The organism is Hymenobacter sp. R533113 (genome assembly GCF_056835965.1).
Map to the genome: position 1 here is coordinate 1,968,445 of NZ_JAKWBD010000013.1, position 15,162 is coordinate 1,983,606.

Genomic DNA, 15,162 nt, shown 5'->3' on the forward strand with positions numbered 1-15,162 from the left:
TTAGCAGACTGTCTGTTTTTACCAAATCTTCACCCGCGCCGAGTCGGGCAGATAGAGTTTCTGGCCTGGTTTCACGTTGAAAGCTTCGTAGAACTCTGGCACATCGGCGAAGGGACCGTTCACGCGGTAGCTGGCGGGGGAGTGCACATCAGTGAGGATGCGCTGGGCCAGCACTTCGTCGCGCTGGTGGTTTTGCCAACCCAGAGCATAGCCCAGGAAGTAGCGCTGCACCGGCGTGAAGCCGCCAATTTTCTCCCCTTTCTTATACTGCTCGGTTTTCTTAAAAGCGTCGAGGGCAATGACAATGCCCCCCAGATCGGCAATGTTTTCGCCGGCTGTTGCCTTCCCATTAATGTGCAAGGAGTCGAGCACGGTGTAGCCGTTGAACTGGCGCACAATGCCGTTGACGCGCTGCTGGAAAGCGGCGCGGTCTTTCTTGCTCCACCAGTTGCGCAAGTTGCCGTTCTCGTCAAACTGGCTGCCTTCGTCGTCGAAACCGTGGGTGAGCTCGTGGCCGATGGTGCTGGCTCCGGCGTAGCCATAGATGATAGCGTCGTCGGCGTTTTTGTCTATAAGACTGGGAATGGAGAAAATAGCCGCTGGCAGTACAATCTCATTGTTCGACGGATTGTAGTAAGCGTTATACGTCTGGGGCGTCATTTCCCACTCGGTGCGGTCAACGGGCTTGCCCAGCTTGTTTAGCCGATACCGATACTCCCACTGATTGGCGCGCATCACATTCTGAGCGTAGGAGTCGCGGGCAATTTTCAGGGAAGAATAGTCGCGCCACTTGTCGGGGTAGCCTACTTTCTTGCTGATTTTGCTCAGCTTTACCAAGGCCTTTTGCTTGGTCGAGTCGCTCATCCAGTCGAGTGCCTGAATGTGCTCGCGGAAGGCCACCACCACGTTTTCGGTTAGCTTGTCGTAGCGCTCTTTGGTTTCAGGCGTGAAGTACTCCTTCACAAACTGCTGACCCAGAATTTCGCCCATGGCATCTTCCTCCTCATCCAGCACCCGCTTCCAGCGGGCCCGCTGCTCCTTCTGGCCTTGCAGCACTGTGCCATAAAACCGGAAATGCTCGTTGTCGAGCGGCCGGCTGAGGTTAGACGCGTATGCATGCACCAGGTGCCACTGCAAATAAGCCTTCCAGTCGTCTACCGAAGCCGTTTTGAGGAGCTGACCAGCTTGTTTGTAGAATTCCGGCTGACCCACAATCACGGTGTCAACCCTGCCTAGCTCCATTTGCGTGAGCAAGGCTTTCCAGTCGAGGCTAGGGGTGAGCTTACCCAAATCGGCCACCGCCATTTTATTGTAGTTGGCGTAGGGGTCGCGCAGGGCTTCCAGCTTGCGGGAGGAGCCAGCCAGCGCGGTTTCGAGGCGCATGACGCGGGCGCTGTTGGCTTGCGCCTGCACTGAATCCTGGCCGCTTAGCTGAAACATACGGGCCATGTGCCGGCCATATTCTTTGCGAATGTTCGCGGTGCGGGCGTCCTTGTTGAAGTAGTAGTCGCGGTTTGGTAGCCCTAGGCCGGCCTGGTACAAGTGCAGCGCCATCTGGTCGCTTTTTTTGCTGTCCTGGCCCACGTAGGCCCCAATCAGCGCATTCACGCCCAAGGGCTTCAGACGAGCAATAACGGCCGGTACCTCCTGCACCGTTCGGATGGCGGCAATACGGTCCAGCTCAGGTTTGAGCGGCGCAATACCCTGTTTGTCAATAGCGGCCGAATCCATGCCGGTGGCGTAGAAGTCACCGATTTTCTGCTCGTTGCTGCCGGGCTTTGCGTTGGCTTTAGTAGCGTCTTCGTTGAGCTTGCGCAGGCGGGCGTACACCTCATTCTGCACTTCTTTGCCAATGCCCCACGAGCTTTCGGAGGCCGGAATGGGGTGCTTCTTGAGCCAGGCGCCATTGGCGTACGTGAAAAAGTCGTCGCCGGGCTTCACTGTGGTGTCGGCGTTGGCCTGCAGCAGGTCGGGCTGGCCGGCGCTGGTTTTATCCGACGACTGGCAGCCGTTCAGAGCCAGCAGGGCAACCGGCAGGGCATAAAGCCATTTGCTGGTAGCAAAAAAATAGGTCATAGGAGAAAGAGAGTTGGGCTGAAAAACAGTGGCTAAGCTACCAGTTCCGGGTAACTAATGGTACTACCGACGGTTTAGGCTAGCACAGTGTTGCACGCACGTATTCAATGCGAACTATCAGAGGTGTGGCCGTTGCTAAAGTAACCGTCATGCAGATCGAAGCGAAGCATCTCGCTCGCGGTCGTCGGATTACTAATCCCATTAAACACGCGAGATGTTTCGCTCCGCTCTGCATGACGGTAGGAAAAAAGCCCCCCACAACTTCGGATGAGTGACTTGCGCAGGGTGCAGACTGTCACGGTTATTGTTTCGGCGCGTACCTTGGGATATTATGTCACTGAAGCTGCTTGTTCTGCTCAATTTTGCCCTGGCGGCTTACCTCACCGGCCTTATCTGGACGGTACAGCTCGTGCATTATCCCAGCTTCACGTTTGTCGGGGCCGATAAGTTTGTGGCTTTTCATCGGGCCCACTCCACGCGCATGGGCTGGGCAGTGATGGCCCCGATGGTGGCTGAGCTGGGGCTGGCGGTGTGGCTGGCCTGGCAAGGACGCGCCCTGGGGGCATTTGTTGGTGGAGCTTGGGGCTGGTGCTCCTTATCTGGGCAGTTACTTTTTTCATCTCCGTACCCTTTCACAACCGCCTCGCTCAGGGCTTCGATTACATTGCCATCGATGGGCTGGTGCGCACCAACTGGCTGCGTACGCTGGCCTGGACGGCCCGCAGCTCGTTGCTCGGCTATATGCTTTGGCGCCTGCTATAACCGTATTTTGCAGTGCTTACCCTTGATTTTTACTAGAACCTATGCTTCCGCCCGCCGCCGATTTTTTGCCCGAACTTCAGTTTCAAACCAGCCGCAGTAGTGGGCCTGGGGGCAAAATGTAAACAAGGTAGAGTCGCGGGTAGAGCTACGCTGGCAGGTAGCTGCCTCGCAGTTGATCACCGACGAGCAAAAGGAAGTGTTGCTTCAGAAGCTGGAAAAGCAGCTTACAAGCGAAGGATTCTTGCAGATAACAGCTCAGGAAGACCGCAGCCAGCTTCGCAACAAGGAAATTGCCCTCCAGAAATTCTACGATTTGCTGAAGCGCACTCTGCACAAGCCCAAAGCCCGCAAAGCCACTAAGCCCAGCAAAGGCGCCGTACGCAAACGGCTGGAAACCAAGAAGAAGCACAGCGAGAAAAAGGCAAACCGCCGACTGGATCGGTGATTCAGTGATTTAGTGAGTTTGTCGTTCAACTTGCGCCGTAAGAACAGTTCACTAAATCACCCATTCACTCATTCACTTTAAATCCAACCTTTGCGCTTAAACCAGGAATAGATGCCGATAGAGATGAGCACCATGGCCGCCATTGCCCCCGGATAGCCCATTTTCCAGGTCAGCTCAGGCATGTACTCGAAGTTCATTCCGTAGATACCGGCAATAAAAGTCAGGGGCAGGAAGAAGGCCGAAAACACGGTTAGCACGCGCATGGCCTCATTCGTGCGTTGCGACGACAACGACAGATACAGGTTCATGAGGTTGGTGGCCGCGCCGTCGAGCTGCTGGTAGAGGGTTTCTACTTTCACCTGCAAGTCCTGGGTGTCCTGCATGAGAGTGGTGTCGTCGGTGGCCGACTGGCGACGGAGCATAGTCAGGATGTCGCGGGTAAGCAGCAGGAGCTGTTTGGCGGCCGAGGCTTTGCGTTTCAGAAAGTACAGGCCCTGCAAGGTATTCGGCACCTCCCGCTTCAGAAATATATCCGCTTCGTAGTTGTCCAGCTCCCTGGTCAGCGTGAGGGCCGGCTGCACGTAGCTGTTGAGGGCATAGCGCACGATGTGAATAGCTATTTCGGCCGGCGAATTACATTCCCGGCCGGGGCCGCAGGCTACGTTTTTCAACTGGCTTAGTACCGGGTGCGAGCGCCGATGTACGGTAATTAAGTAATCGGTGGCGTAGAATATGGCAATCTTGGTACTTAGCTCCTGAATGGTGTCGGCCTCATTGTTTTCGGGCGTGACAAATACCCGTAACATGATGAAATTCAAGCCTTCATTGGCTTCGAACTTCGGCAAATGGGTAGGCTCCAGACAGTCGCGCACCAGTGCATCGGGCAAATCATACTGCTCCGCCACAGCTTGGAGCTCATTTACAGCAGGGTTTGTAATATCGAGCCAGTCAAACTGGCTGTCTGTCTGGGTAAGCAGCTGTTCAGTCATAGGCGGCAGAAAGTAATTCGAAGCCAGCGTCCGGTACTATAATGGCTGCGAAGTACTGAATACGGCTTAGAGAAGCGTGCCGCTCAAAAACAGGAGGGCAAACGAGAAGTAAATAACAAGCCCCGTCACATCGACCAGCGTAGCCACAAAAGGTGCCGATGAAGTAGCCGGGTCGGCACCGAGGCGCTTGAGCAGCAACGGTAGCATGGAGCCGCACAACGAGCCCCACAGCACAATACCGACCAGCGAGAAGCCGACGGTAAAGCCAATCTGCCAATAGTATTCGCCGTACTCATTCGGATACAGGCGCGACCAAAGCAGAATACGCAACAGGCCAACCACTCCCAAAATGCCCCCCAGCATCAAGCCAGTGGCCAATTCGCGACGCATGACGCGCCACCACTCGCCCAGGTTCAGCTCGCCCAAGGACATGGCCCGGATGATAAGCGACGTAGCCTGCGAGCCGGCATTGCCGCCCGCGCTGATAATGAGCGGAATAAAAAGCGCCAGCACCACGGCTTTGGCTATTTCTTCCTCGAAATAGCCCATGGCCGTAGCCGTAAACATCTCCCCGATAAGCAGAATTACGAGCCAGCCGGCCCGTTTGCGCACCATGCCCATCAGCGGAATGCTCAGGTAAGGCTCGTCGAGGGCCTGTGAGCCACCAAGTTTCTGAATGTCTTCGGTGTCCTCTTCCTCCCGAATATCCAGAATATCGTCGATGGTCACGATGCCGAAAAGTACGCCCTCATCATTAGTGACGGGCAGCGCCACCCGGTCATTTTTGCGAAACACCTCAATGGCTTCCTCCTGGTCCTGCATGGTTTGGAGGTGCACGAAGCGACGGTCCATCAGCTCGCTCACGCGCTTACCGGGGTCGGCCAGCAACACCTCCCGAATACTGATGTCGTCGATGAGCACGCCGCGGCCGTCGGTGACGTACAGCAAGCTTATCGTTTCCGACTGCCCCCCGTGGCGCCGAATGTAGTCGAGCACCTGCTGCACCGTCCAGCTCTCACGAATGGCAATGTAGTCGGGCGTCATCAGGCGGCCCACGCTGTACTCGGGGTAGCCCAGCAGCTCCAGCGTCACCTTGCGCTCGGGTTCCGAAAGGGTCTGAATCAGCTCCTTAACAAAGTCGTCGGGCAGAAACTCCAGCAGGGCCGTGCGGTCGTCCGGCGACATCTCGTTCAGGATATCCGAGATTTTGTCCTGGCTCAGGTTGGCCAGAAAGTGCCGCTGCACGTCTATTTCCAGGTACTCAAATACCTGCGTAGCCAGCTGCAAAGGCAGCAGGCGGAAAATAATCAGCTGTTCACGTTCCTCCTCATCCTCAATCAGCTCCACCACTTCGGCGGGCTCAAACTTTTTGAGCAGTTCCTTTAATTTAAAAAACTCGCCCTCCTGAATCAGGGACGTAATCTGGTCGGTGGTTGGGTGCTGATTCATGAACGACTAAGAGGAGTGCTTGGCTGCGCCGACCTCCGGTTCGCTAGGCAAGGATGAGTTAGTGAGAATTGGCCCCAAAATTAACCTAAAAAAACGGCCCCATCGCCAGCGTTAGGCTAATTCTGCGGCGGGTCGGGAGGGGCGGGAAACTGAGCGGCGCGCAGCTCCTGGCGGAGCTGGCGCAACTCGGTATGCAGGGCCGCCAGCTGAGCCGCACCGGCCAGCTCGGCTTCGGGGCTTTCAGCATCGCGGCCCATAAAAAACGAGGCCAGGGTGGCCGTGAAGTAGCCAAACACCGCGAAGCCATATAAGGCGAGCAAAAAGCACAAAGTCCGCCCTTCCAGGGTTTGGGGCCAATACTCGCTGCCCAGGCTGGTAAGCAGCATGGCCGTCCACCACAGCGCGTCGGCGTAAGTGCGCAGGCCGCCCTCCACATTATTCTCGAAGGCATACATACCGGCCGCGCCCAGAAACAAAACGACACCCGTAAGCGCGGCCACGTACCCGGCACCACGGCGGCCGAAGCTACCCGACAAGGCTCGCATTCCCCGGTTCAGCGAGCCGACTACTTTCACCAGTCGGAGCCCGCGCACGGCCCGCGTGGCCCGAAACACGCGCACCACCCGCGCCAGCCGAAACAGTCGCAAGGCCGGTACCAGCAAAGAAATGAGGGTGATGACGTTACTTTTCAGAAAAGGCCATTTCTGGGGCGCCAGGATAAATTTGAGGAGAAAATCGAGAATGAAGATTACCCAGATCGTGGTGCCTAATAGCTCCAGGCCCGGCGACAGGCCCCAGATCAGCTCGACGCCCAGCAGAGCCAGCCACACGAAGCCCAGCACCAGCATGGGCGTTTCCAGCCAGTCGGTGAATTGCTGCAAAAGCTCGGTGCGCTCCTGCCGGAGCTGCTTCTTTTCGGGGGAGGGAGTAGGCGCGGAAGACATAGGCAGAGTAGAAACGTAGAAAACTGTTCCTCCATACGCCCTCATCTAAGCCAAGTTGACGTATGCGTGAGGACAAAAAAACCTTTTGCCATTACTTGGCTGATGGTGGAAACCCGTAGCGCTTGAACGGCAAAAAAGCCCCCCAGCTTTGTAGGCGATAATAAAGAATAAAATCCGGCGGCGCCCATCCCGTATTTATTGAGTAACTACTCCTCATTACTGCTTTCTTATGCCCAGAAAATCACCTCTTGGAACGCTGGTAGCCCTGGGTGGCGGCGACGACGAGGCCATGCTGGCCATGCTCACCGATATGCTGCCCGCGCCTACCGCCCCGGTCGAGATTGTGACGACGGCCTCCAGCAACCCCGGCCGCAGCAGTAGGGGCTACCAGGATAGCCTGCACGACCTGGGTTGCCGCTCAGTGCACCATTTGCGGGTAGATGAGCGCCACCCCGCTGATACTGAAGCAAATCTGAAGCACCTGGAGCGGGCCTCCCTGGTGTTTTTTACCGGCGGCGACCAGGAGCGCATTACGGAGTTTTGGCAAAATACCCGCGCCCTGGCCGTGCTGGCCGACCGTTACCGCCACGATGCGGCCTTCATTGTGGCGGGCACCAGTGCCGGCGCGGCCGTGCTGCCCGATTGTATGATTGTGGAAGGCCATGGCGCCCGCTCGCTCACTAAAGGAGGGCTGCGCACGGCCACTGGCTTGGGCTTGCTGGGCGAAGTATATCTGGATCAGCACTTTGCGGAGCGAGGGCGTTTTGGACGGCTGGCGCACGCCGTGGTGCAGCATCCTACGCGCCTCGGTTTGGGGCTGGGGCAGGAGACCGGGATAATCGTGCGCGGCGGCCAGGAAGCCGAAGTGTTCGGCGACGGCGTAGTAATGGTGGTGGATGGGCAGCACCTGCACGACAGCAACCTGGGCCGCATAGGCCGGGGCGAGCCTATTGCCGGGCAAGACCTGCGCGTGCATGTGCTGGTAAGTGGGCAGCGTCTGAATTTGCACAGCCGGCAAGTAGTAGGCAATCAGTAGCGGTTATTGCAAATTTGCCCCCAGTGAATGGTTAGTAGCAAATTGTCAAAAGTTTATCGGTCGCTATGAACTACTCGGCACGCCTACTAATTTGATTGATTTTTCTACTTACATTTAGTCCCATAAACCGCAAATTCTCACTCATTCCTCTTTTTTATGAAGTTAAAATCTCTACTCCTAGTGAGTGGTGCGCTACTTACGGGTACTGCAGCCTCGGCGGGTGGCTATCAGGTAACACTGGCCGGGCAGAAAAACAACGGCATGGGCGGCGTCGGTGTCGGCTTATCGCTCGACCAGGCTGCCATGTTTTACAATCCGGGTGCGCTGGCAATGGTGCGCGAGCGGGGCGTACAAGTAGGAGTTAATGCTACGTTTGCTCGGTCTGCTTTTGTGGCCGAAGGAGGAAACACCCAGCGTGAGCTGCGAAATTCAGTGGTTACGCCCTTCAACCTGTACGCGAGCTTCGGGCCAGCGGAAGGCAAGTTTCGGGCGGGTATTGCGGTGTATACGCCTTTCGGCAGCACGCTGAAGTACGCCGACGGCTGGGAAGGCCGCACGGCTCTTACTGAGATTGAGCTGGTATCTATTTATGTGCAGCCCACGGTAAGCTACGCTATTACCGATCAAATTAGTGTGGGCGCGGGCCTGACAGTATTGGCCTATGGTGCCGTAAACCTGCAGCGCGACGTGCCTTTGCCTGATTCCTTTGGCCATATTGAGCTGGACGGCGAAGCGGAGCGCAAAGTCGGCTTTAACGCGGGTATCCTCTTCAAGCCATCCGAGAAGTTTAGCCTGGGCTTGAACTACCGCTCAAAGATTGATGCCGAGGTGAAAGACGGCGACGTAACCTTCACTGGTATTGATCCTAACTCGGCATTTGCTGCTCGTTTTCCTAATACCAAATTCAGCGCTACGCTGCCCCTGATTGCTACTACCAGCATCGGCATCGGCATTATGCCTACCGACAAGCTCACCATCGGCCTCGACGTGAACTACGCTGAGTGGAGCGAGTACAAAACCCTGGAGTTCACATTTGCTGATCCTATCAACGGTTCTAACACCAGCGTATCGAAGCGCAATTACGAAGATGCCCTCACTTTCCGCCTTGGGGGGCAATATAAGGTGACGGATGGCCTGACCGTCCGCGCCGGCGGTGCTTACGATGAGTCGCCCGTGCGCGATGGCTACGTAACGCCCGAAACGCCTGACGCCAACCGCGTTAGCGGCACCATTGGTGCTTCTTACGCCATCGGTAAGTTGGGGATAGATTTCTCCACTCAGTTTGTAAGCATTGCCAAGCGCAGCCAGACGCAAAGCCAGCTGGTAGCCAATGGCACGCAGGACCGGGTGGCTGGTACCTACAAAACCAACATCGTCATTCCAGGTATTGGCCTGAACTACTCCTTCTAACTCTTTGCCTTGCTTGTATCGATATGATTTCTAAACTGTTTACTAAATCCGCGCCGTTCCTGGCGCTGCTTGGGCTGGCCCTCACTGGCTGTCAGCCTGATCTGGAAGAAGACATCAAACCTAGCAGTGGTACCGCCGACTTCTCGCGCTACATAGCTGTAGGCAACTCTCTGACTGCTGGTCAGGCAGATGGCGGCTTATACCTGGAAGGCCAACTAAACTCCTATCCTAACCTGCTGGCGCAACAGTTCCGTAGCGTAGGCGGCGGCGAGTTTGTGCAGCCTTTGTTTACTGAGGCTCAGCGCAATGGCACCGGCTATCTGCGTCTGACTGGCTTTACGGCCACGGGCAGCCCCATCACGGCACCTGTGAATACGGAATTAGCGCTGCGGGCCGGCGCTACGGCCGCTCGGCCGCTTTACACTAAGTTCACAGACCCAATAAATAACCTAGGTGTACCCGGTATCCGCATGTCGGATATACTGACGCCTGGTTACGGCAGCACACAGGGCAATCCGCTGTTCGAGCGCATCACGCCTGATGCCCAAGCTACTCAGACCTATCTGGCCCGTGTCACGGCATCTAACCCTACTTTCTTTACAGCTTGGATGGGTAACAATGATGTGCTGGGTTATGCGACATCTGGTGGCGCAAGTACTTCGGCAACCAATTCGCTTACAGCTGTAAATACCTTTACGGCCAACAACAACCTGCTCATCGATGCGCTCACAGCAGGTAATGCAAAAGGACTAGTTGCTACCATTCCAGACGTTACCAACATTCCTTTCTTCACGACGGTAGGTCCATCATTCAAGGCTACGCTGCTAACCAATGGTGTACCTGGCTTGGTGATTCAAACCGGAGCAAATCCAGGTGGCGCTACTTCTGCTAACCGTAAGCAGATTGCTACTGCTGACATCCGCGACGCTAGCGGTGTTGGCCGCCAGTTATTTACGCTGACTTCTTCGCCTTTCCTTGGGCTGCTTAATCAGCGTACGGGCCGGGCATGGCGTTTTGTATACGGTCAGAGTGGTAGCCCGGCGGCTGGTTTTCCGCAATTCTTGACTGCTTATGGCATCGATACGCTCCAGACGTTTGGTACCAGCGCTGGTAACCCTATCCCCAGCGTCTTCGTGCTTGACGATGTAGAGCAGGCCTTGGTACGCACGGCTACTACCGCCTTCAACAATGCATTAACAGCTAAAGCCAATGCGAAAGGCTTAGCGGTATTTGACGTGAATGGCTTTTTTGCTCGCGTGGCTACCAACGGCATCATTACCAACGGCGTAAATAATACTACGGCGTTTATCTCGGGTAATCTGTTCTCACTGGATGGCGTGCATCTTACGCCTCGTGGTTACGCTATTGTGGCCAACGAGATGATACGGGTTATCAATCAGCAATATGGAGCATCCGTGCCCACGCTGAATGCGAACGATTATCGGGGCGTTAAATTCCCATAGCCTGTTTTGCAACTAATAAAAAAGCCCTTCTCCTGCACAGGAGAAGGGCTTTTTTATGGGTAGCAGCTGGCTGATACTACGACAGTTGTACGGGCTGTAGTACCGGGGGCAAGGCAGGCGCCGCCTGACCCGCCAGATGCGCAGCAATAACTGCCGCATGGTACCGGCCATTTTCGATAAACCACCGACTGGTATTTAGCCCCCCACACACGGTACCCGCCAGATACACGCCGGGTCGGTTGGTTTCAAACGTCTCGGGGTCGTGCCAGGGAGTGCGCGCCGCGTCGGGTTGGGTATCGATGCCCAGGGCGGCGAGCAGGCTGTAGTCGGGGCGGTAGCCGATGAGGGCGTAAACGAAGCTGGCGGGGAGCGTCTGGGGAGCATTTTCCGTTACCACATCTATCTGGCCGGGCCGGATGGCCTCGATAGTAGTATTAAACAGTGCCTTGATGCGGCCTTCCGCAATCCGATTCACCAGATCAGGTCGAATCCAGTACTTCACTGATTCAGCCAGCGCAGGTCCGCGCACCACCAGCGTTACCTCGGCGCCCGCGCGGGCTAGCTGCAAAGCCGCTTTGGCCGACGAGTTTTTAGCTCCTACTACAATTACCGGCTGCCCGACATGTGCATACGGCTCTTTGTAGTAGTGACTTACGTGGGGCAACTCTTCGCCGGGTATGTTCAGCTTGTTGGGCACATCGAAGAAACCCGTCGCCACAATCACGGAACGTATCTGAATGCGGCCCAGGTTTGTGCGTAGCTCGTATGCACCGGCGTCGCCTTCCAGACTTAGTACGCGCTCGTACAGGCGCAATGGCAGCTTTTCGGCGAAGGCTACACGACGGTAATAATCCAGCGCATCTTCGCGCAGGGGCTTGTAGCCACTGGTCGGAAAAGGGTAGCCACCGATTTCGAGCAGCTCGGGCGTGGAGAAAAACTCCATGTTAGTCGGGTAGCCCACAATAGAATTGACCAATGCCCCTTTATCAATAACGCACACGCGAAGCCCGCGGCGCTGCACCTCAATAGCGCAAGCCAGCCCCACCGGCCCAGCGCCGATAACAACAACGTCGAAGGAGGAATTGGAAGAAGAATCTAGCATAGCCCTCGTTAAACCCTGAGAAATGAAAATTGGTTTGGCGAGCGGAGAATGAAGATTAGTTTATGCTGGAATAAACAACTGAGAATAAGAACGTCATGCTGACGGCAGGAAGCATCTCGCGTGCTGATGCCAGAGTAGTAACCCACCCAGCTAAACACGCGAGATGCTTCCTGCCGTCAGCATGACGTTCTTGTAAGCAGATCAATTTGTCTTCAGTGGTAATTTCTTACTCCACAATCTGCTAATGCGCCTGTAGCCAGTTGCTGCCTGTGCCCACTTCTACTTCCATCGGTACACTCAGGGGTAAGGCGTTTATCATCAGCTCCTTGATGCGGGGCGTGATGTACTCAACTTCTTCTTTGGGCGCGTCGAACACCAATTCGTCGTGGACCTGCAGGATCATCTTGGTGCCCAGCTTTTCCTGCTCCAGCCAGTCGTGGATGCGGATCATGGCAATCTTGATGATGTCGGCGGCAGTGCCCTGAATGGGCGCATTGATGGCGTTGCGCTCAGTAAAGCCGCGCAGGGTCGCGTTGCGCGAGTTGATGTCGCGCAGGTAGCGGCGGCGGCCGAGCAGCGTTTCGGCGTACTCCAGCTCGCGGGCCTTGTTGATGCTCTCATCCATGAAGCGCTTCACGGCCCCAAACTCCTCGAAATAAGCCTCGATAATTTCCTGGGCTTCTTTGCGCGAAATGCTCAGGCGCTGAGCCAGGCCAAAGGCCGAAATGCCGTAGATGATGCCGAAGTTCACGGTTTTAGCCTTGCGGCGCATCTCGCCATCCACGGCTGAAAGCGGCACGTCGAACACTTTGCTGGCCGTACTGCTGTGAATATCAATGCCTTGCCGGAAGGCTTCAATCATAGTCGCGTCCTTGCTGAAGTCGGCCATGATGCGCAGCTCAATCTGCGAGTAGTCGGCCGCGAGAAGCAGGTGGTCGGCGTCGCGGGGCACGAAGGCTTTGCGGATTTCGCGGCCTTTCTCCGTGCGAATGGGGATGTTCTGGAGGTTAGGATTGGTGCTGCTCAGGCGGCCGGTGGCCGTTACGGCTTGATTGAAGGAAGTGTGCACGCGGCCATCCAACTCGCACACCAACTGGGGCAACGCCTCCACATACGTCGAGCGCAGCTTGGTGAGCTGGCGATACTCCAGAATGAGCGCGGCCACCGGATTATCAATGGCCAGTACGCTCAGAATCTCCTCGCCGGTAGCATATTGGCCGGTTTTGGTTTTCTTGATTTTGCCGCCGCCCAGCTGCATTTTATCAAATAAGACTTCCCCCAATTGCTTGGGCGAGCCGATGTTGAACTCCTGTCCGGCGGCCTGAAAAATCTGCTTTTCCAGCTCCGTAACGTAGCCTTGCAGCTCAGCCGAGTACTCGCCCATGGCCGAACTGTCGATTTTTACGCCTTCGAACTCCACGTCGGCCAGCACGGGCACCAGCGGATTCTCAACTTCATTCAGCAGCTTCAGCAAGCCGACTTTTTCCAGCTTGGGCTCAAAAAAATGCTTGAGCTGCAAGGTTACATCGGCATCCTCGCAGGCATAGTCGCTGACCTGGCTGGGGGGCAAATCGGCCATGGTTTTCTGGTTTTTGCCTTTAGGCCCGATAAGCTCCAGAATGGAAACCGGCGTGTAGTACAGGTATGTTTCGGCCAGGATATCCATGTTGTGGCGCATGTCGGGCTCCAGCAGGTAGTGGGCCAGCATGGTATCAAACAGCGGCCCGCGCACGCGCACGTTGTAGTGCTTGAGAATAGTGAGGTCGTACTTGATGTTCTGGCCGATCTTGCCAATGGTCTCGCTCTCCAGGAAAGGGCGAAACTCATCCACAAGGGCCTGAGCCGCAGCGGTATCATCGTGGGGAACCGGCACGTAGTAAGCCTCGCCGGGCAGGTAGCAGAACGACAACCCCACCAGCCGCGAAGTCATCGTGTCCAGACCAGTGGTTTCGGTATCGAAGCTGACCTCCTTCTGCTGCATCAGGAACGCCAGCAAAGACTTGCGCAAAGCGGGCGTGTCCATCAGGTGGTACTGATGTGGCACATCAGCCAAGGTTCGCTTGGTAGTGGGGGGCAAATTTTCCTCATCCTCGTCATCCTCCGCTGTGGTCGTTGTGGCAGGCGCGCCAAACAAAGCAATTTGCCCCCCAGCGGCCGCCCGCCGTGCCCGCGGCGACGGTGTAGAGCTGGCAGCAGCACCGCCGCTTAGCACCCGCGCCGCGAGCTGCCGGAACTCCAGATCATCGAACAAGGCTCGTAGCTGCTCCTCGTTGGGAGGACCCATTTTCAGGGCGTCAGGCTCAAACGGAATGGGTACGTTCACATGAATGGTGGCCAGCTCCTTGCTCATCAGGCCCTGCTCGGCGAAGTTGCGCACATTTTCCTGCTGCTTGCCCTTCAGCTCGTCTACGTGGGCAATGAGCTGCTCCACGGAGCCGTATTTCTGGATCAGCGTCTTAGCCGTCTTTTCACCGATGCCGGGAATACCGGGAATATTGTCGGAAGCATCGCCCTGCAAGCCCAATATGTCCGTGACCTGCTCCACGCGCTCAATCTCGAAGCGCTGGAGTACATGGGACAAGTCCAGTACCTCGGCCGCGTTGCCCATAAAAGCCGGCCGGTAAATCTTTATCTTCTCGGTGACGAGCTGGCAGTAGTCTTTGTCGGGCGTCATCATAAACACCTCAAAGCCCTGGGCTTCGGCGCGCTGGGCGAGGGTGCCAATCACGTCGTCGGCCTCGAAGCCATCCACCATCAAAATCGGGATATTGAAGGCATCAATAACCCGCTTGATGTAAGGAATGGCCGTACCGATATCTTCGGGCATAGCTTGGCGCTGAGCCTTGTACTCGGCAAAACTCTCGTGACGAAAGGTCCTTTTCTGGGCATCAAAGGCCACGCCGAGGTGGGTGGGCTTTTCCTTCTGCAACACCTCCACCAGCGTGTTGGTGAAGCCTAGCACGGCGCCCGTATTCATCCCCTTGGAGTTGATGCGCGGGTTCTTGCTAAAGGCAAAGTGGGCGCGGTAGATAAGGGCGAAAGCGTCGAGGAGGAAGAGTTTTTTGGGTGTTTCGGGGGCGGTAGTCTCGGTCATAGAGGCGAAGATACAAGCAGTAGGTGGGCAAGCACATGGAGTAAACGCACTAGGCTCTGCCGTGTTCAATCAATAATACTCTTCGTAAGCTAAAGGCGGTGTGTTTTGGAGCATGAAACTCACTTTCCTTTTCCCACTTTTCTTGGTTTTATGTGCTCTTAGCGCTCCTGCTCAAATTAGGGCAGCTGCTACCGTTCTGCCGACGGCAGAGCACGCCAAAGAGGTAGCCGCTTCCCAACAAGAGTTGAACGCCGAATATCGTAACCCTGCCGAATCGCCGCTGCCAGCAAAGTGCCAGAAAAATTTAAAGGCCTGTCCTTCTTCCTCATCGATCATTCTGCTCGGGTGGAGGCCCGTTTTGAGCGCGATTCATTGACTGCTCCTTTTGCTAT

Annotated in this window: 10 protein-coding genes and 1 pseudogene; 5 read left to right on the forward strand and 6 right to left on the reverse strand. The window is 56.1% G+C overall.

Annotated features, from left to right (window positions below; translation table 11 throughout):
- Positions 1-18: 18 nt before the first annotated feature.
- The gene (locus MKZ35_RS18035; protein ID WP_482514572.1) at positions 19-2,076 is read right to left on the reverse strand and encodes a M13 family metallopeptidase; all 2,058 of its coding nucleotides are present in this window, start codon (positions 2,074-2,076) and stop codon (positions 19-21) included.
- Between the two features lie 579 nt (positions 2,077-2,655).
- Between MKZ35_RS18035 and MKZ35_RS18040 the strand changes: the two genes are divergently transcribed.
- Positions 2,656-2,838 (forward strand): hypothetical protein, encoded by a 183-nt coding sequence (locus MKZ35_RS18040; protein ID WP_482514573.1) that lies wholly within the window; start codon positions 2,656-2,658, stop codon positions 2,836-2,838.
- Positions 2,839-3,007: 169 nt separating this feature from the next.
- Positions 3,008-3,283 (forward strand): annotated as a pseudogene (locus MKZ35_RS18045) (alternative ribosome rescue aminoacyl-tRNA hydrolase ArfB); the annotation flags it as partial.
- 77 nt (positions 3,284-3,360) lie between these two features.
- Here MKZ35_RS18045 and MKZ35_RS18050 read toward each other — a convergent pair.
- The 3 genes from MKZ35_RS18050 to MKZ35_RS18060 all read right to left on the reverse strand — a co-directional run bounded on the left by MKZ35_RS18050 (position 3,361) and on the right by MKZ35_RS18060 (position 6,665).
- The gene (locus MKZ35_RS18050; protein ID WP_482514574.1) at positions 3,361-4,272 is read right to left on the reverse strand and encodes a magnesium transporter CorA family protein; all 912 of its coding nucleotides are present in this window, start codon (positions 4,270-4,272) and stop codon (positions 3,361-3,363) included.
- Positions 4,273-4,338: 66 nt separating this feature from the next.
- Positions 4,339-5,721, reverse strand: a complete 1,383-nt coding sequence (gene mgtE, locus MKZ35_RS18055) for a magnesium transporter (RefSeq protein ID WP_482514575.1) — start codon at positions 5,719-5,721, stop codon at positions 4,339-4,341.
- A gap of 116 nt (positions 5,722-5,837) precedes the next feature.
- Positions 5,838-6,665, reverse strand: coding sequence for an ion transporter (locus MKZ35_RS18060; protein ID WP_482514576.1), 828 nt, complete (start codon positions 6,663-6,665; stop codon positions 5,838-5,840).
- Positions 6,666-6,894: 229 nt separating this feature from the next.
- On the opposite strand from MKZ35_RS18060, the gene MKZ35_RS18065 reads away from it, so the two are divergent.
- From MKZ35_RS18065 to MKZ35_RS18075, 3 genes are all read left to right on the forward strand, one after another.
- Entirely contained in the window at positions 6,895-7,701 is an 807-nt protein-coding gene (locus MKZ35_RS18065) for a cyanophycinase (RefSeq protein WP_482514577.1), read from the forward strand.
- A 156-nt stretch (positions 7,702-7,857) separates the two neighbouring features.
- A complete protein-coding gene (locus MKZ35_RS18070) occupies positions 7,858-9,111 on the forward strand; it encodes an OmpP1/FadL family transporter (protein ID WP_482514578.1) in 1,254 nt (417 codons plus the stop codon).
- A gap of 23 nt (positions 9,112-9,134) precedes the next feature.
- A complete protein-coding gene (locus MKZ35_RS18075) occupies positions 9,135-10,574 on the forward strand; it encodes an SGNH/GDSL hydrolase family protein (RefSeq protein WP_482514579.1) in 1,440 nt (479 codons plus the stop codon).
- A 76-nt stretch (positions 10,575-10,650) separates the two neighbouring features.
- Here the strand turns inward: MKZ35_RS18075 and MKZ35_RS18080 are convergent, their stop codons facing one another.
- Together MKZ35_RS18080 and polA are read right to left on the reverse strand one after the other, a co-directional pair.
- Positions 10,651-11,676: a YpdA family putative bacillithiol disulfide reductase gene (locus MKZ35_RS18080; protein WP_482514580.1), complete on the reverse strand. Its 1,026-nt coding sequence runs from the start codon at positions 11,674-11,676 to the stop codon at positions 10,651-10,653.
- Positions 11,677-11,917: 241 nt separating this feature from the next.
- Positions 11,918-14,770 carry a DNA polymerase I gene (gene polA, locus MKZ35_RS18085; protein ID WP_482514581.1) on the reverse strand — a complete coding sequence of 951 codons (2,853 nt, stop codon included), beginning with the start codon at positions 14,768-14,770 and terminating at the stop codon, positions 11,918-11,920.
- Positions 14,771-15,162 lie beyond the last annotated feature (392 nt).